The following is a 17,205-nucleotide window of genomic DNA, read 5'->3' on the forward strand; positions in this document are numbered from 1 at the left end:
TCGAAGAGTGTACCGGGTCAGCCTCGGCGGCCGCTCAGGCCCGCGCGGTCAGCGCCAGAGCAGCGACGCGAGCGCGAGCCGGTACGACCCGAACCCGAACCCCGCGATCACCCCGGTCGCGATCCCCGAGATCACGCTGGTGTGCCGGAATGTCTCCCGCGCGTGCGGGTTCGAGATGTGCACCTCGATCAGCGGCACCCCGGCCTTCGTCACGAGCGCGGCCGCATCCCGCAGCGCGTACGAGTAGTGCGTGAACGCAGCGGGGTTCAGGATGACCGGGGTCGCCGTGTCGACGGCCTCGTACAGCCACGACACCAGCTCGGCCTCGTCGTTGGTCTGCCGCAGGTCGATCGAGAGCCGGCCGGCCGCGTCGGTCTCGAGCAGCTGCCGGAGCGAGTCGAGGTCCTGCGACCCGTACACATCGGGCTCGCGGCTGCCGAGACGCCCGAGGTTCGGGCCGTTGAGGACGAGGACAGACGACATGCGAGCTCCTAGGAGGCGATCTCTTGGTACGCGGCGAACAGCAGGGAGGTCTCGGAACCGGCGAGCACCGAGGGCCGCGCCAGGTCGTCGAGCACGATGAACCGCAGCATCCCGCCGCGCGACTTCTTGTCGCGCTGCATGGTGGCGAGGAGCGTCTGCCAGCGCCCGGCCGGGTACTCGGTGGGCAGCGTCAGCGAGGTCAGGATGCGGCGGTGCCGGTCGACGACCTCGTCCGACAGCGACCCGGTGAGGCGGCCGAGCTCGGCCGCGAACATCATGCCGACGGCCACCGCCGCGCCGTGCCGCCACTGGTACCGCTCGGCGTGCTCGATCGCGTGCCCGAGGGTGTGTCCGTAGTTCAGGATCTCGCGGAGGCCCGCCTCCTTGAAGTCCGAGCTCACCACCCGCGCCTTCACGGCGACCGACAGCTCGATCAGCCGCCGAAGCTCGTCGGAGGTGGGGTCGGTGGCCTTGTCGACGTCGGCCTCGATGATGTCGAGGATCTCGGGCTCGGCGATGAACCCGCACTTCACGACCTCGCCGAACCCGGCGAGGATCTCGTTCCGCGGCAGCGGGGCGAGCGTGTCCAGGTCTTCGACCACGAGCGACGGCGCGTAGAAGGCGCCCACGAGGTTCTTGCCCTCGTTGGTGTTGATGCCGGTCTTGCCGCCCACGGCCGCGTCGACCATCCCGAGCAGCGTCGTCGGAACCTGCACAAGGGTGACCCCGCGCAGCCAGGTCGCCGCGACGAAGCCGGCCAGGTCGGTGACGGCTCCGCCGCCGAAGCCGACGACCGCATCCGTGCGGGTGAAGTCGGCCTGCCCGAGCACCTGCCAGCAGAACGAGGCGACCTCGATGCGCTTGCCGGCCTCCGCATCCGGGATCTCGGCCAGCAGCACCTCGTAGCGGTCGAGCAGGCTCTCGCGCAGGCTCGCGGCCGCCTGGCCGAGGGTCGGCGGATGCACGATCAGCACCTTCTTCACCCCGGGCCCGAAGCCCTCGGCGACCCGCCCCAGGATGCCGCGGCCGACGAGCACGTCGTAGCCGTTCTCTCCGGTGACGGGGATGACGGTGGGCTCGGCGCTCATCGCTCGATCTCCTTCTGCTTCGTGATGTTCGCGGCGTCGGCGCTGCCGAGCCACTCCATGATCTCGGCGGCCACCCTCTCGGTGGGCAGCGAGCTGGTGTCGGCGGTGTGGTCGGCGAGGCTCTCGTAGAGCTCGCGGCGGCGCTCGTAGACGACCTTCCAGGTCTCGACGTCGGGCACGGTGGGGCGTTTGCCGTTGCCGAGGCGGCCGGCGACGGCATCCGGATGCACGCTCAGCAGCACGACCGGCCACGACGCGATGTCGCGCTGCGTGTCGGGGTCGAGCACCGCGCCTCCCCCGAAGGCGACGACCCCGTCGCTCTCGAGCGCCGTGACGACGGCCGCCCGCTCCAGGGCGCGGAAATGCGCCTCACCGTGATCGGCGAAGATCTCGGGGATCGGGCCGTGCTCCTTCACCACGAGGCGGTCGGTGTCGACGAAGCCGGTGCCGAGCATCCGCGCCAGCTTCTTGCCGATGCGCGACTTGCCCGAGGCCGGCGGGCCGATCAGCACCACTCTCATGCGCGGGCGATGCCGGTGCGCAGTGCCTCGGGGATGGCGGCGAGGTAGCCCTCGAGGTTGCGGCGGGTCTCGCCGACCGAGTCGCCGCCGAACTTCTCGAGCACGGCGTCGGCCAGCACCAGCGCCGTCATGGCCTCGGCCACGACGCCGGCGGCGGGCACGGCGCAGACGTCGGAGCGCTGGTGGTGCGCCGCCGCGTCCTCCCCCGTGGCCACGTCGATCGTGTGCAGGGCGTGCGGCACGGTCGCGATCGGCTTCATGCCGGCGCGCACCCGCAGCACGGTGCCCGTGGACATGCCGCCCTCGGTGCCGCCCGCGCGGTCGGTGGAGCGCGTGATCTCGTCACCTTCGCGGTACAGCTCGTCGTGCGCGGCCGAGCCGCGGCGTCGCGTGGTCTCGAAGCCGTCGCCGACCTCGACGCCCTTGATGGCCTGGATGCCCATCAGCGCGGCCGCGAGCTTGGAGTCGAGCCGACGGTCCCAGTGCACGTGCGAACCGAGCCCCGGGGGCAGGCCGTAGGCGAGCACCTCGACGACACCGCCGAGCGTGTCGCCCTCCTTGTGGGCGTCGTCGATCTCGGCGACCATCAGCGCACTGGTGGCGGCGTCGAAGCAGCGCACCGGGTCGGCGTCGAGCGCGTCGACGTCGCCGGGCTTCGGCAGGGCGGCGCCCTCGGGCACGCGCACCGGGCCGATGGACAGGGTGTGGCTGACGAGGGTGATGCCGAGTTCGCCGAGGAAGGCGCGGGCGATGGCGCCGAGCGCGACGCGGGCCGCGGTCTCCCGGGCACTCGCGCGTTCCAGGATGGGACGGGCCTCGTCGAAGTCGTACTTCTGCATGCCCACCAGGTCGGCGTGACCCGGGCGGGGACGGGTCAGCGGGGCGCTGCGGCCTCGGCCGGGGAGCTCCTCGTCGAGGGGCTCGACGCCCATCACCTCGGTCCACTTCGGCCACTCGGTGTTGCCGATGCGCACGGCGACCGGGCTGCCGAGGGTGCGGCCGTGCACGACGCCGCCGGTCATGGCGAGCTCGTCCTGCTCGAACTTCATGCGGGCGCCGCGGCCGTAGCCGAGCTTCCGCCGAGCGAGGTCGGTGCGGAGCTGATCGAGTGTGACGGGGATGCCGGACGGAAGGCCCTCGACGATCGCGACGAGTTCTTGACCGTGGGACTCCCCGGCGGTGAGCCAACGAAGCATGGTTACGATCCTCCCACAGACGGAGGACTCCTCAGCTCAGCCCCGGCGCCCACCGGCTCCTCGACGCGGTCGCCGCCGGTGGCTCAGTCGCGGAGTCGCCCCGCCGCGTCGAGCCCCACGGCGTCGAGCATGGCCGCGAGGACGCGCTCCTCGCCGTCGAGCACCACCAGCGGGTCGCCGTGCACGAACACGCGGATCTGGGCGACCGCCTGGTGCACGAGCATCGCGAGCCCCGGCACCGCGAGGCTGCCGGCCCCCTGCCAGATCGTCGCGAGCTCACTCGGCCACGGGTGGTAGGCCACGTCCAGGATGCTCGAGCTGCGCGGTGCCGCGGCGTCGACGAAGTTCACGCCCACCCCGACCCCGCCGGGCAGGGTGCTGATCGTCAGGTCGGGCTCGATCAACCGCATCCCCGGATCGTGCAGGGCGACCACCTCGGTGCTGAGCCCGGCGGCGCGGGCCGCCTCGACGACGGAGCCCGCCTTGCCCGGGCTCCGCAGCACGATGTCGGCGTGCTCGGCGCCGAGCTGGGCCACCGCGACGGCGGCCGAGCGGGCGGTCGCGCCGGCCCCGACGATCATCACGCGACGCGCCTCGGTCACCCCGGCACGCTCGAGCGCCTGTCGGATGCCGTGCACGTCGGTGTTGAAGCCGCTGAGCTCCCGGCGTCCGTCGTGCTCGGTGACGAGCACGGTGTTCACGGCTCCGCTCGCCTCGGCCACCGCGTCGACACTCGTGACGAGCGGCCGGATCGTCTCCTTCAGCGGCATGGTGAGCGAGAGGCCGCGCCACTCGGCCGTGAGGCCGTCGATGAAGGCCGGCAGCGCATCCGTCGTCACCTCGTGCGCGTCGTACTGCCAGGGCAGACCCAGCGCGCGATAGGCGGTGCGGTGCAGGAGCGGCGACCGCGAGTGCGCGATCGGCGAGCCGAGCACGCCGAGGCGCCGCTCTAGCACCAGGCCGTCGGCCTCGTCGCCCACGAACGTCTCGGACACCGTGCCGCTACTCCACGTCGGGGTGGGCGGCCCACCAGGCCTGCAGGCGCTCCACGGCGGCGGCGTGCTCGTCGGCGGTGGTCGAGAAGACCGTCTCGCCGGTGTCGAGGTCGACCGTCACGAAGAACATCCACGGACCGTCGGCCGGGTGCAGCGCCGCGTTGATCGCGTCGTCGCCCGGGTTCGAGATCGGGCCGACCGGCAGGCCGGGGTAGTAGTACGTGTTGTAGATGTTGTTCGCGTCCTCGCGCTCGGCCTGGGTCGTCTCGACCCGGCTGTGGCCGGCACCGTAGGCGACCGTCGCGTCGGACTCCATGTTCCAGCCCTGGTCGAGGCGGTTGGTGAAGACCCGGGAGACCTTCGCCATGTCCTCGACGCTGCCGGCCTCCTTCTGGATCAGCGCGGCCAGCGAGAGCACCCGGAGGCGGTCGTCGGGAGCGACGCCGGCGGCGTCGAGCGACTGGAAGCTGCGGTTCACCATGGTCGTGATCATGTCGGTCGCGGTCTCGCCCGGCTGGAAGACGTAGGTCGCCGGGAAGAGGAAGCCCTCGATGGTCGGGGCGTTCGCCGGCACGCCGAGCGCCGCGTAGTTCGCGCCGACGGCCTGGAACTCCTCGATCGGGATGCCCGTGACGTCGGCCAGCTCCTGGTAGATGCCCTTGGCGCTCGAGCCCTCGGGGATGGTGACGGTGAAGTCGACCTTCGAGTCGGGGCTCTGCAGGGCGTCGAGCGCGGACTGGGCGCTCATCTTCTCGGCCAGCCGGAAGGTGCCGGCCTGGAAGACGGGCGCCGGGTCCTGGTCGAGCAGCAGCTCGTAGAAGGCGCGGGAGCTGGCGATGACGCCGGCCTCGGCGAGGTTGTCGCCGATGGTCTCGCCGACGTCGCCGTCGTTGACGACGAACATCACCTCGCCCTCGCCGCTGCCCTGGTAGTCGTCGGCTGAGGGGCTGCCGGCGATCAGGCTCTGCACCTGCTCACCGAAGACATTCCAGACGAACACGCCGGCACCGGCGATCAGGCCGAGGATGACGACGAGCACGATGACCGGGGTGATCCAGCGACGTCGACGGCGCTCGCGCGGGGGGCGGCCTCCGCCGGACGAGCGGCGTCCGCCGCCGGAGCCGCCGCTGCCGCCCGAACCGCCGCTGCCGCCGCCCGTGCGGCCGGAGCCGCCGGACCCGGAGCCCGGGCCGCCGGGGTGGGCGGCGTCGTCGCCGCCGAGCCCGAAGTGCTCGATGCCCACGTGCTCGACGTCGTCGTCGACGGTGCGGGTCGACGAGCGGTTCATCGACGCGCGGGTCGCGGGTGCCGGCTCTGCCGGGGCCGCGGCGGTGGGGCTCGCGGACGTCGGTGTCGCGGCTTCTCGGGCGGCCCGCCGGGGCGATTCCGCGGGGCTCGGCGGCGTCGCCGGCTCCTGTCGGAAGAACTCGGCGAACGGATGGTCCTGTGCGGGCTGTCGGTCAGTCACTGCCTTTTCCTTGACTCGGGTCGAGGAGGATGCCGGGGGGTCTGTCTGTGGCACGCTCGCTGTCGAGGGCATGTTGAAGGAGTATAACCGCGGCGACCTGATCGATCACGGGGCGGGAGCTCTTGGTGTTCCGGCCGTTCCGGTGCAGGGCGGCCTGGGCCGAGACGGTGCTGAGCCGCTCGTCGATCATCCGCACCGGGCGGCCCGATGCCGCGCCGAGACGGGCGGCGAAGTCCCGCGCATCCTGGGTCGAGGCGGTGTCGGCACCGCTCATCGACAGGGGTAGACCGACCACGAACTCGAGGGCGTCGAGCTCGTCGGCGATGTCCAGAATGCGAATGACGTCGGCGCTCGGCCCGGTCTCGGGCACCTCGCCGGGAGCGGTGCGGGGCACGGTCTCGACCGGGGTCGCGAGCATGCCGTGCAGGTCGGTGCGGGCGACACCGATGCGGGCCCTGCCCACGTCGACGCCGACCCGCACCCCGCTGCGCATGCTCACTCGGCCGTCACTGCCCGGCCGATGGCCTCGAGCGCCGCGGGGATGGCGCCGACGTCGGTGCCGCCGCCCTGGGCCAGATCGTCCTTGCCGCCTCCGCCGCCACCGAGCACGCCGGCGGCGATCTTGGCGAGGGCGCCGGCCTTCACGCCGGCCGCGCGGGCGCCGTCGGTGGTGGCCACGATCACGACGGGCTTGCCGTTCACGGCGGCGGCGAGGGCGACGACCGCGGCGGCGGAGCCGCTGGAGACCAGGGCCTCGCGCACACCGGTGGCGAGCTGCCGCACGTCGTCGGGCGAGCGCAGCTCCCCCAGGTCGGCGGCGACGAGTGACACGGCGCCGGCCGGGCGCGCGGCGGCGGCCAGGGCCGGGATGCGCGTCGACAGCTGCGAGGCCTCGAACGCGGCGATCTTCTTCTCGGCCGCCTTGAGGTTCGCGGCCAGGTCGGCGACGCGCGTCGCGATCTCGTCGCGCGGCGCCTTCAGCGACGAGGTCAGCTGCGACACGAGCGCCCGCTCGGCGGCGAACTCGCGGAACGCCTCGAGCCCGACGAGAGCCTCGACGCGGCGGTTGGCCGAGCCGATCGACGACTCGCCCTGCAGGTTGATCAGGCCGATCTGCGCACTGGTGGAGACGTGGGTGCCGGCGCACAGCTCGCGCGACCATGGGCCCCCGATGTCGACCATGCGCACGACCTCGCCGTACTTCTCGCCGAACAGCGCCATGGCGCCCATCGAGCGGGCCTCGTCGAGCGGCAGCTCGCGGGTGACGACCGGCAGGTCGTCGCGGATGGCGGTGTTGGCGATCTCCTCGATCTCGGTGCGGGTCGCGGCCGAGAGCGGCTGGTTCCACGAGAAGTCGAGCCGCATGTAGCCGGCCTTGTTGTACGAGCCGGCCTGGTGGGCCTCCTCGCCGAGCGTCTGACGCAGCGCCGCGTGGATGAGGTGCGTCGCCGAGTGCGCCTGGGTCGCACCGCGACGCCAGGACGGGTCGACGACCGAGCGCGCCTGGTCGCCGACGGCCACCTGGCCGCTGGTCACCTCGACGCGGTGGCTGATCAGCCCCTTCACGGGCTTCTGCACGTCGAGCACGGTCAGCTCGAAGCCGTCGCCGACGATCGTGCCGGCGTCGGCCTCCTGGCCGCCCGACTCCGCGTAGAGGGCGGTCTCGGCGAGGATCACCTCGACCTGCTCCCCCGCGACGGCCGACGTCACCGAGACGCCGTCGACGATCAGGCCGAGCACGGGCGACTCGGCCTCGAGCTCGTCGTAGCCGCGGAACACGGTCTCGCCGAGGGCGCGGAACTGGCTGTAGACCGTGAGGTCGGTGATACCGAGCTTCTTCGCCTTGGCATCGGCCGTGGCGCGCTGCTTCTGCTCGGCCATCAGCGACTCGAACGCGACGCGGTCGACGGCGAGACCCGACTCCTCGGCGATCTCGAGCGTGAGGTCGATCGGGAAGCCGTAGGTGTCGTGCAGCAGGAACGCGGTGTCGCCGGCGAGCACGGGGGCGGCATCGGTGCCCGAGGCGCCGGCCTTCTGCTTCACGGCGGCGACCGCGGTGTCCAGGATGGTCGTGCCGCCCGTGAGCGTGCGGAGGAACGACTCCTCCTCGGCGTAGGCGCCGCGCGAGATGCGGGAGAAGTCGGTCTCGACTTCCGGGTAGGCCGCCTTCATCGCGTCGCGCGACGCGGTCAGCAGCTCGGGCATGGTGGCGGTGTCGACGCCGAGCAGGCGCATCGAGCGCACCGTGCGGCGGAGGAGGCGCCGCAGCACGTAGCCGCGGCCGTCATTGGCGGGCGTGACGCCGTCGCTCATCAGCATGAGGGCGGAGCGGACGTGATCGGCGACCACGCGCATCCGCACGTCGTCGTCGTGGTCGGCGCCGTAGCGTCGGCCCGAGATCTCGGCGGCGCGGTCGAGCACCGGGCGCACCTGGTCGATCTCGTAGAGGTTCTCGACGCCCTGCTTCAGGAACGCGACGCGCTCGAGGCCCATGCCGGTGTCGATGTTCTTGCGCGGCAGTTCGCCGAGGATCTCGAACTCCGTCTTGGAGGTGCCCTCGCCGCGGAGGTACTGCATGAACACGAGGTTCCAGATCTCGATGTAGCGGTTCTCGTCGGCCGCGGGGCCGCCCTCGGCACCGTAGGCGGGGCCGCGGTCGAAGTAGATCTCCGAGCAGGGGCCGGCCGGCCCGGGCTGGCCGGTGGACCAGTAGTTGTCCTCCTTGCCGAAGCGCTGGATGCGTGCATCCGGAACCCCCGCCACCCGCTTCCAGATGTCGATCGCCTCGTCGTCGTCCTCGTAGACGGTGACCCAGAGGTCGCGCTCGGCGAGGCCCAGGCCACCCTCGGACTCGGGCGTGGTGAGCAGCTCCCAGGCGTACCCGATCGCGCCCTCCTTGAAGTAGTCGCCGAACGAGAAGTTGCCGTTCATCTGGAAGAACGTGCCGTGCCGGGTGGTCTTGCCGACCTCCTCGATGTCGAGGGTGCGGATGCACTTCTGCACGCTCGTGGCGCGCGGGTACGGTGCGGGCACGAGCCCCGACAGGTACGGGATGAACGGCACCATGCCGGCGACGGTGAACATCAGCGACGGATCGTCGCTGACGAGCGAGGCGGACGGCACGACGGTGTGGCCGCGATCGCCGAAGAAGTCGAGCCAGCGGTTGCGGATGTCAGCGGTGAGCATGGGTGAAGTGGTGTTCCCGGTTCGGATCGGCGCGGAGTTCGGATCTTCGGGCGGGGCACCGGCGTGTGACCGGACCCCGGGCCCGGCTACTTGGAGAGCGCGTCCCCGGCGCCGGAGATGGCGTCGCGGAGCTCGGCCTCGCGCTCGCGGTAGCCGTCGACGAGCGAGTCGCTGAACTCCTTGGTCTTGCGGTCGAGCTCGGAGAAGAACTCCTTGCCGCTCTTGGTCTGGTTCACCTGGTGGGCGACGGCGAAACCGACGCCGATGCCGATGACGAGCCACAGGATCTTCTTCATTGCGTTCTCCTCGTTCGTTCCGGGCGCACGGCGGCGCCCGATCAAGCCTTCGTCAAGCTTAGCCCGCCGGTCCGGCGGCGCTCGCGAAGGCCGCCGATCAGCCTGCTGTGCGGATGGCGACGGGCGATGACGTCTGGGTCACGATGGCGTAGCCCTGCTTCGTGCCGGTGACGGCGACGGAGATGCTGTGCCCGGTGTCGGCGGCGCTCAGCAGGTACACCGACTTCACCTTGCCGGTCAGCGGCACGCCGTCGCGAAGCCACTGGTAGCTCAGTGCGACGGGTGCGGGGGCCCAGGCACCCGGCTGTGCCGTCAGCGTCGTGCCGACGGCCGGCACCCCACTGATGGTCGGGGTCGGCGTCGCGCTGAGCTTGGCCAGCACCGCGGCGGTCGCGGAGCTGGTTCGGGTCGTCGTCGTGTACCCGGTCCGGGTGCCCGTCACGGCGACCGAGATCGTGGCTCCCGCGTCGGCCTTGACCAGGCGGTAGGAGGATGCCGTCGCTCCAGGGATCGGGGTCCCGGAGCGCAGCCACTGGTAGCCGAACGCCGGGGCGGGCGACCAGCCCGTGGTGACCGCCTTCAGGATGCTGCCGACGGCCGCGGTGCCCGTGATCGTCGGGACGGGGCTGGTCGTGAAGGGCTTGGGCCGGAGGGTCATCGATGTCGAGACATCGGGTACGACGCCCCCGCCGGTCACCGTGACCGGGGTGCCGGCGTCGACGCTCGCCGCGCCCGACCAGAAGGTGTCGACGTAGCGTCCCTTCGTACTGGGCTCGGTCCAGTGGTGGTCGCTGAAGCCGATCTTCACCTGACCCGGCGGGAGACCGAGCAGGGTGTACCGGCCGTCGGCGTCGGTGGTGGTGCTCGACGCGGCCGCGGTGCCGGTCGAGTCGAACAGCCAGCCGGTGACCCAGATGCCCTTGATCGGGGCGCCGGCCGCATCCGTCACCCGCCCGGCGACGGTGCCGGAGGTCTTCAGCAGCGCGTTGCGCCCGGTCAGCGCGCCACCGGCGGGCAGTGCCGAGGGGTTCGCATTGCTGAGCATCGACTTGCCGCTCCACCACTGCAGTGCGTGGTCGTCGAGGGTGCTGAACGAGATGCGGTAGGTGCCCGCCGGAAGGGAGCGCACGGTGTAGGCGCCCTTGCCCGAGGTGTAGGTGTAAACGGCATACGCTCCATCGGCGTCGTAGACGTTCACGTTGGCCTGGGGCAGGGGCACGAGCGTCTGTGCATCCTTCACGATGCCTGAGATCGAGCCACCCTTCGTCAGGGACGCGTTCACGCCGGTCACGACCTGGGAGGTGGCGACCGTGGTGGTCGTCGCGGCCGAGCGGAGGCCGGCACCACCGCTCCACTGGTAGGCGTAGGCGGCGCTGTCGGCGGCGGAGCTCGGGGCGAACTTGAACGAATAGCTTCCGGCCGGGAGACCGGTGATCGTGTAGGCGCCGCCGGCGTCGGTGTAGCCGCTCTTCGAGCTGAAGCCGGAGGCGTCGACGGCCGAGACCGTCACCATCGACAGCGGGGCGCCGGTGGTCGCGGATGTCACCGTGCCGCTCACGGTCGCGCCGCGGGTGAGGGTGATGTCCCGCTTCGTCACGGCCTGGCCGGCGGTGACCGCGATCGGCGTCGCGGTCTCGCGGGTCGGCTTCCCCTTCCACCACTGCGGGGTGTAGTCCGCAGACGGTGACAGATCGACGCCGAGGAGATAGCTGCCCGAACGGAGCCCGCCGATGACGTAGGCACCCGCGGCGTTCGTGTTGGCCCAGCCGACGATGCTGCCGTCGGGGTTCACGACCTGCACGCTGACGTACTGCAGCGGGACACCTCCGGTGCCCTTGATCGTGCCGCTGATGCTGCCGCCCGGTGCCAGAGCGGCGTCACGGCCGACGGTGGTCTTGCCGCTCGAGACGGTGAAGAACGTGGCCTCGCTCTGGGATGCCCGGTCGTTCCACCACTCGTCGATGTACGCGGACTCGGCCGACGCGTCGAACGAGAGAGTCGTCGCACCCGGGGCGACACCGGTGATCCGGTACGCCCCGGCGGCGTCGGTGACGGCGGTCTGCCCGAAGGTGTAGCTGCCGCTCTTCGGTCGGGCCTGCACGCTGACACCCGCCAGGGGCCGGCCCGTGGATGCGTCGGTCACCGTGCCGCTCACGGCACCCGTGCGCACGAGGCCGGCGTCGATGCCGGTCACGTCCGAGCCGTCCACCCGGAGGAGCGTCGCCGAGAGGAAGTCGGTCGTGTCGTTCCAGTACTCGTTGACGTAGGAGGGCTGGTTCTGGAAGGAGAGGACGTAGTCCCCGGTCGGGACCGAGTCGATGCGGTAGGCACCCTGCGCATCGGTGTAGGTGTAGCCCCAGAACCCCGTTCCATTGCGCTGCGAAGCGGAGACGAAGGTGTTCGGGATCACTGCGCCGGTGCCCGCGTTGCGGACGACACCGGAGATGCTTCCCACCGCTGCGGCGCGCTGGGCCGGGGGCTCCGTCGCGGCCGGCGTCGGCACTGAAGTCTTCGTAGGCGTGGGCTGAGGTGTCGGCGCAGCAGTCGGTGTCGGCGCAGACGTCGGCGTCGGCGCCGCGGTCGGAGTCGGCGTGGGTGCCGGGGTGGGTACCGGTCCCGTCGATGGCACCGGCGTCGGAGACGGTGACGGTGACGGTGACGGAGTGGAGGTGTGCACCGGTGCCGGAGCGGCCGTCGACGTGGGCGTGGGAGTCGGTGTGGGAGTCGACGCCACCGCCGCTCCTGCGCCGCCGAGCATCCCGCCCAGCAACGCTGTGGTCAGCAGGGCTCCCGCGATGGTTCGGCGGATTCGCGCGACGCGCAGGTGCAGAGGCACGTGGTCTCCCCGGGTCGACGAGCGGTGCTGCCCGAGCAGAGCCGGCGTCCCCCGCCTGCCCCGTCGAGAAAACTATCGGCGCGCTCCCCCGACCACAACTCCCCCGTGCGGGGTGCAGAAGCGGGCTAGCGCTTCTTGTTGGAGCCGGACGTCGACGAGCGCTTCTTCGAAGGCTTCTTGTGGGAGACGACGTCGTCGGCCTCCTTCGCGGCCCGGAGGCTCGTGAGTCCGGCGCGCACGGCGGCGCTGAAGCCCGCCAGGCGGATCAGGGGCCCGCCGACTGAGGCCGCGAACAGGGCGACGAGCGACGTGACGTTGCCCGTCACCTCCTCGACGTTCCGGGTGATGACGTCGACGCGGGCGAGCTGCTTGTTCGCCTCCTGCACAGTCACCGTCGACTCGGCGAGGATCGGCGTGATGCCGTCGCTGACGTCCTTGATGGAGTCGCGGGTCTGGTCGAACACGCCGCCGAGCTTCAGCAGGGGCACGGCGATCAGGCCGACCAGCACGGCGAACACTCCGGCGGCGATCAGGCCTGCGATATCTCCACCGGTCACGGTGACTCCTTCAGGAAAGCGACCCGGACGGGGCCGGATACGACGAGAGCGGGCCACCCCGTGGGCGACCCGCTCTCTAGTATGTCGTGACTCGTGCTGCTAGCGGCCCGAGTAGTACTCGACCACGAGCTGGACCTCGCAGGTCACGGGGACCTGCGCGCGCTTCGGGCGGGCGACGAGGCGCGCCTGGAGCTTGTCGAGCTCGACCTCGAGGTAGGCCGGGGTCTTCGGGAGCAGGTCGATGTGACCACCGGCGGCGGCGACCTGGAAGGGCTCGGTGCCCTCGGAGCGCTGCTTGACGTGGATCATCTGGCCCGGCTTCACGCGGAACGAGGGGCGGTCGACGAGCTGGCCGTCGACGAGGATGTGACGGTGCACGACCATCTGACGGGCCTGCGCGGTGGTGCGGGCGAAGCCGGCACGCAGCACGAGGGCGTCGAGGCGCATCTCGAGGAGCTCGACCAGGTTCTCACCGGTCAGGCCCTTCGCGCGGCGGGCCTCTTCGAAGGCGATGGTCAGCTGCTTCTCGCGGATGCCGTACTGGGCACGCAGACGCTGCTTCTCGCGCAGACGGACGGCGTAGTCGCTGTCCTGCTTGCGCTTGGTGCGGCCGTGCTCACCGGGAGCGTAGGGGCGCTTCTCGAGGTACTTGGCCGCCTTCGGGGTGAGGGGGATGCCGAGTGCCCGCGAGAGGCGGGTCTTGCTGCGCGTACGCGACTTGGTAGCCACTTACGTCCTTTCGTAGAAGTTCTTACAAGATGAATTGCGCACACGAGTGCGCGTGAACCCACAGGGTTCCAAGTAAGAGGGTGTCGCCGGGCGGTTCGGCTAAAGAACGCGATCCCGTCATCGAACATCGATCGGCAGCCGCTCCGAAATGACGCTGATTAGGCGTCTACGAGAATAGCACAGCGGATGCCGTCAGCCCGGCGTTCCCCGCGTGATGTCGCGGAGTTTCGCGAGCCGCGCCGAGACCTCCCGCTCGTGCCCGTGATCGGTGGGGTCGTAGTAGACCTTCCCGACCAGTTCGTCGGGCAAGTACTGCTGCCGCACGACCCCCACCTCGCTGTCGTGCGGGTACTTGTAGCCCTTGCCGTGCCCGAGCCGTTTGGCCCCCGCGTAGTGCGCGTCGCGGAGGTGCTTGGGCACCCGGCCGAAGTTGCCCGCTTTGACGTCGGCGATGGCGGCATTGATTCCCATGTACGCCGCGTTCGACTTCGGCGCGGTGGCCAGATAGACGACGGCCTCAGCCAGAGGCAGCCGCCCCTCGGGCATGCCGATCATCTGCACGGCCTCGGCCGCTGCCACCGCGATCGGCAGCGCCTGCGGGTCGGCGATGCCGATGTCCTCCGCGGCGAGGATGATCACCCGGCGCGCGATGAACCGCGGGTCCTCCCCCGCCTCGAACATGCGCGCGAGGTAGTGCAGCGAGGCGTCGACGTCGCTGCCGCGCACCGACTTGATGAACGCGCTGATCACGTCGTAGTGCTCGTCGCCGTTGCGGTCGTAGCGCAGCAGCGCCCGATCGACCGACTGCTCCAGCACCTCGGGGGTGATGACGGGCAGCGGATGCTCGTCCCCCTCCTCATCGTCCTCGTCGTCGTCCTCGTCGTCGTCCTCGTGGCCCGCGGCTCCCGCGCCCTCCGCGGCCGCCAGCGCCGTGCCGGCCGACGCCTCGAGCGCCGTGAGGGCACGGCGGGCGTCACCCGAGGCCATGCGGATGATGGCGGCCCGCGCCTCGGGGTCGAGCTCGACCGTGCCGGCGAGGCCCCGCGCATCCGTCACCGCACGATCGATGAGCACACCGAGGTCGTCGTCGGTGAGCTGCTCGAGGGTGAGCAGGAGGGAGCGCGAGAGCAGCGGTGAGATGACGGAGAAGGAGGGGTTCTCGGTGGTCGCGGCGACCAGGATGACCCAGCCGTTCTCGACGCCGGGCAGCAGCGCGTCTTGCTGGGCCTTGGTGAAGCGGTGGATCTCGTCGAGGAAGAGCACGGTCGACAGGCCGTAGAGGTCGCGGTTGCGGAACGCGTCCTCCATCACCTGCCGGACGTCTTTCACGCCGGCGGTGACGGCCGAGAGCTCGACGAACTTGCGGCCCGAGGAGTGCGCGATCGCCTGCGCGAGCGTGGTCTTGCCCGTGCCGGGCGGCCCCCAGAGGATGACGGAGACGGAACCCGCCGCCCCGGTGCGGTCGGTCGCGAGGTTGACGAGGGGGGAACCCGGCCGGAGGAGGTGGCGCTGACCGGCCACTTCGTCGAGGCTTCTGGGGCGCATGCGCACCGCAAGAGGGACCGCCCCGGAGTGGAGTCCCGGTTGCTGAAGAGCCATGCGTCTAGGGTACTGTGATGGGCCGACAGCGCCCGGCGGAACGATGACACTGGAGGACCTGTGGCACCCAGCAACCAGGAGCGTGCTGCTCGTGAGGCCCGCACCCGTCTGCGCGAGTACCAGGCTCGGCAGCAGGCGCACACCGAGCGCATCCGCCGACGTACCCGCGACAACGTGATCGCAGCCGTCGTGGTGGTCGTGCTGATCGCCGGCGTCACCGTCGCGCAGCTGTTCTACTTCAGCGGCGGCCCCGGTGCGCCCGCCGCCTCCTCGGCCCCCACCGCGACGCCGGCCGCGACCGACGCCCCCGCCGACGGCGACGACGCGTCGGAGGGCCAGAACACCGGTGACGTCCCGCCGACGAGCGTCGCCGAGGGCCGCGACTGGACCGGCACGATGACGATCAACGATATCCCGCTCGGCATCACGCTCGACGGGGCCGCGGCGCCCCAGGCGGTCTCGGCTTTCATCTCGCAGGCGCAGTCGGGCTTCTTCACCGGCACCTCCTGCCACCGCCTCACCACGAGCGGCATCTTCGTGCTGCAGTGCGGCGACCCCACCGGCACGGGCACCGGCGGCCCGGGCTACAGCTACGGCCCGGTCGAGAACGCCCCCGCCGACGACGTCTACCCCGCCGGCACGCTCGCCATGGCCCGGCAGGGCGGCAACGGCTACAGCATGGGCAGCCAGTTCTTCATCGTCTACGACGACTCGACGATCCCCTCCGACGCCGCGGGCGGCTACACCGTGCTCGGACAGGTCACCTCGGGGCTCGACCAGCTCGACTCCTCGGTGATCGCGGCCGGTGCCGTCGACGGTGCGCCCGACGGCAAGCCCGCCGCAGCGGCCGTCATCACCGACGTCACCGTCCAGTAGCCCACCACGGCCGGTGCTCGGGGCGTCCCGTGCTCTAGGCTTGTGGCCGTACTCCAGACATCGTCGACAGGATGGTTCCGTGACCGATTCAGATCAGCACCCGTGGGGGCGAGTCGACGACGACGGCTCCGTCTACGTCCGTGAGGCCGAGGGCGAGCGTCTCGTCGGCCAGTATCCCGATGGCAGCAAAGAAGAAGCCATCGCCTACTTCGAGCGCAAGTTCACCGATCTCGCCGGGCAGGTGACCCTGCTCGAGCAGCGCGCCAAGCGCGGCGCTCCGGCGGCCGACATCGCGAAGACCGTCAAGACGCTGTCGGCCTCGGTCGCCTCGGCCAACGCCGTCGGTGACCTCGCAGCCCTGCAGAAGCGCGTCGAGGCGCTGCAGTCGACGGTCTCCGAGATCACCGAGAAGCAGTCGGCCGAAGACAAGGCGCTGGTCGACCAGGCGATCATCGACCGCACCGAGATCGTGGTCGAGATGGAGACCCTCGCGGGTCATGATCCGGCCAAGGCGCAGTGGAAGAACGTCACCGCGAAGATCGACGAGCTCTTCGGCCGCTGGCAGAAGCACCAGCAGGAGGGCCCGCGGCTCCCCCGCACCGAGGCCGGCGAGCTGTGGAAGCGGTTCCGCGAGGCCCGCACCACGCTCGAGACGCAGCGCAAGGCGTTCTTCGCCGAGCTCGACCAGGTGCACCGCGACGCGCGCACGCGCAAGCAGGCGCTCGTCGAGCAGGCCGAGGCGCTCGAGGCCCGCGGCTCCGACGGCATCCCCGCCTACCGCGACCTGCTCGCGCAGTGGAAGGCCACCGGCCGGGCCGGCAAGAAGTACGACGACGCGCTCTGGGACAGGTTCAAGGCCGCCGGTGACGTGCTGTACTCCGCCCGCAGCGAGGTCGTCGCCCGCGACGAATCCGAGTTCGGCGAGAACCTCACCGCGAAGCTCGCCCTCCTCGAGGAGGCCGAGCCGCTGCTGAAGGAGACCGACCGCACCAAGGCCCGCGAGGCCCTGATCTCGATCCAGCGTCGCTGGGACGAGATCGGCAAGGTGCCGCGAGAGCAGGTCAAGACGGTCGAAGACCGCCTGCGCCGCGTCGAGGCCGCCGTTCGCAAGCTCGACGAGGAGCACTGGAGCCGCAACAACCCCGAGAAGAAGGCCCGCAGCGAGGGCCTCGCCTCGCAGCTGACCGGCGCCATCGAGAAGCTGCAGCGCGAGATCGACGACGCGAAGTCGGCCGGCGACGCGAAGAAGGCGGCCGAACTGCAGGAGGCGCTCGACGCGCGCAAGGTCTGGCTCGACGCGCTGGGCTGATCTTCCTTGAGCTGATCGTCCCTGGGCTGATAGCCCCTGGGCTGATCTTCTCCTCCACCGGCCCGA

General features: G+C 71.1%; 15 protein-coding genes. 2 read left to right on the forward strand and 13 right to left on the reverse strand.

Annotated features, from left to right (window positions below; all coding sequences use genetic code 11):
* Window positions 1–48 precede the first annotated feature (48 nt).
* The 13 genes from HQQ85_RS03190 to HQQ85_RS03250 form a co-directional block, all read right to left on the reverse strand.
* Window positions 49–483, reverse strand: coding sequence for a type II 3-dehydroquinate dehydratase (locus HQQ85_RS03190; protein ID WP_173181046.1), 435 nt, complete (start codon window positions 481–483; stop codon window positions 49–51).
* 8 nt (window positions 484–491) lie between these two features.
* A complete protein-coding gene (gene aroB / locus HQQ85_RS03195) occupies window positions 492–1,571 on the reverse strand; it encodes a 3-dehydroquinate synthase (protein WP_173181047.1) in 1,080 nt (359 codons plus the stop codon).
* Window positions 1,568–2,092, reverse strand: coding sequence for a shikimate kinase (locus HQQ85_RS03200; protein WP_173181048.1), 525 nt, complete (start codon window positions 2,090–2,092; stop codon window positions 1,568–1,570). The genes aroB and HQQ85_RS03200 overlap by 4 nt, the downstream gene beginning before the upstream one ends.
* Window positions 2,089–3,288, reverse strand: coding sequence for a chorismate synthase (aroC, locus tag HQQ85_RS03205; RefSeq protein ID WP_173181049.1), 1,200 nt, complete (start codon window positions 3,286–3,288; stop codon window positions 2,089–2,091). Before aroC ends, HQQ85_RS03200 begins: the two co-directional genes overlap by 4 nt.
* 83 nt (window positions 3,289–3,371) lie before the next feature.
* Complete coding sequence (locus tag HQQ85_RS03210) at window positions 3,372–4,283, reverse strand: shikimate dehydrogenase (RefSeq protein ID WP_173181050.1); 912 nt, start codon at window positions 4,281–4,283, stop codon at window positions 3,372–3,374.
* Window positions 4,284–4,290: 7 nt separating this feature from the next.
* Window positions 4,291–5,751, reverse strand: coding sequence for an endolytic transglycosylase MltG (gene mltG, locus HQQ85_RS21565; protein ID WP_371741741.1), 1,461 nt, complete (start codon window positions 5,749–5,751; stop codon window positions 4,291–4,293).
* Window positions 5,744–6,244, reverse strand: a complete 501-nt coding sequence (gene ruvX, locus HQQ85_RS03220; RefSeq protein WP_173181698.1) for a Holliday junction resolvase RuvX — start codon at window positions 6,242–6,244, stop codon at window positions 5,744–5,746. The genes mltG and ruvX overlap by 8 nt, the downstream gene beginning before the upstream one ends.
* Before the next feature lie 2 nt (window positions 6,245–6,246).
* The gene (gene alaS / locus HQQ85_RS03225) at window positions 6,247–8,937 is read right to left on the reverse strand and encodes an alanine--tRNA ligase (protein ID WP_173181051.1); all 2,691 of its coding nucleotides are present in this window, start codon (window positions 8,935–8,937) and stop codon (window positions 6,247–6,249) included.
* A gap of 86 nt (window positions 8,938–9,023) precedes the next feature.
* Window positions 9,024–9,233 carry a hypothetical protein gene (locus tag HQQ85_RS03230; RefSeq protein ID WP_173181052.1) on the reverse strand — a complete coding sequence of 70 codons (210 nt, stop codon included), beginning with the start codon at window positions 9,231–9,233 and terminating at the stop codon, window positions 9,024–9,026.
* A 97-nt stretch (window positions 9,234–9,330) separates the two neighbouring features.
* On the reverse strand, window positions 9,331–11,736 hold the full coding sequence (locus tag HQQ85_RS03235) for a carboxypeptidase-like regulatory domain-containing protein (protein WP_173181053.1): 2,406 nt from the start codon (window positions 11,734–11,736) through the stop codon (window positions 9,331–9,333).
* Window positions 11,737–12,194: 458 nt separating this feature from the next.
* Window positions 12,195–12,626, reverse strand: coding sequence for a DUF948 domain-containing protein (locus HQQ85_RS03240; RefSeq protein WP_173181054.1), 432 nt, complete (start codon window positions 12,624–12,626; stop codon window positions 12,195–12,197).
* 99 nt (window positions 12,627–12,725) lie between these two features.
* Window positions 12,726–13,355, reverse strand: a complete 630-nt coding sequence (gene rpsD / locus HQQ85_RS03245) for a 30S ribosomal protein S4 (RefSeq protein WP_173181055.1) — start codon at window positions 13,353–13,355, stop codon at window positions 12,726–12,728.
* A gap of 192 nt (window positions 13,356–13,547) precedes the next feature.
* On the reverse strand, window positions 13,548–14,954 hold the full coding sequence (locus HQQ85_RS03250; protein ID WP_173181056.1) for a replication-associated recombination protein A: 1,407 nt from the start codon (window positions 14,952–14,954) through the stop codon (window positions 13,548–13,550).
* 60 nt (window positions 14,955–15,014) lie between these two features.
* Here HQQ85_RS03250 and HQQ85_RS20900 point away from each other — a divergent pair, with 60 nt between their 5' ends.
* The gene (locus HQQ85_RS20900) at window positions 15,015–15,830 is read left to right on the forward strand and encodes a peptidylprolyl isomerase (RefSeq protein WP_371741742.1); all 816 of its coding nucleotides are present in this window, start codon (window positions 15,015–15,017) and stop codon (window positions 15,828–15,830) included.
* 79 nt (window positions 15,831–15,909) lie between these two features.
* A complete protein-coding gene (locus HQQ85_RS03260; RefSeq protein WP_173181057.1) occupies window positions 15,910–17,139 on the forward strand; it encodes a DUF349 domain-containing protein in 1,230 nt (409 codons plus the stop codon).
* Window positions 17,140–17,205: the final 66 nt, after the last annotated feature.

Origin of the sequence: Herbiconiux sp. VKM Ac-2851, from assembly GCF_013205105.1 — a bacterium.
Lineage (GTDB): Bacteria > Actinomycetota > Actinomycetes > Actinomycetales > Microbacteriaceae > Herbiconiux > Herbiconiux flava.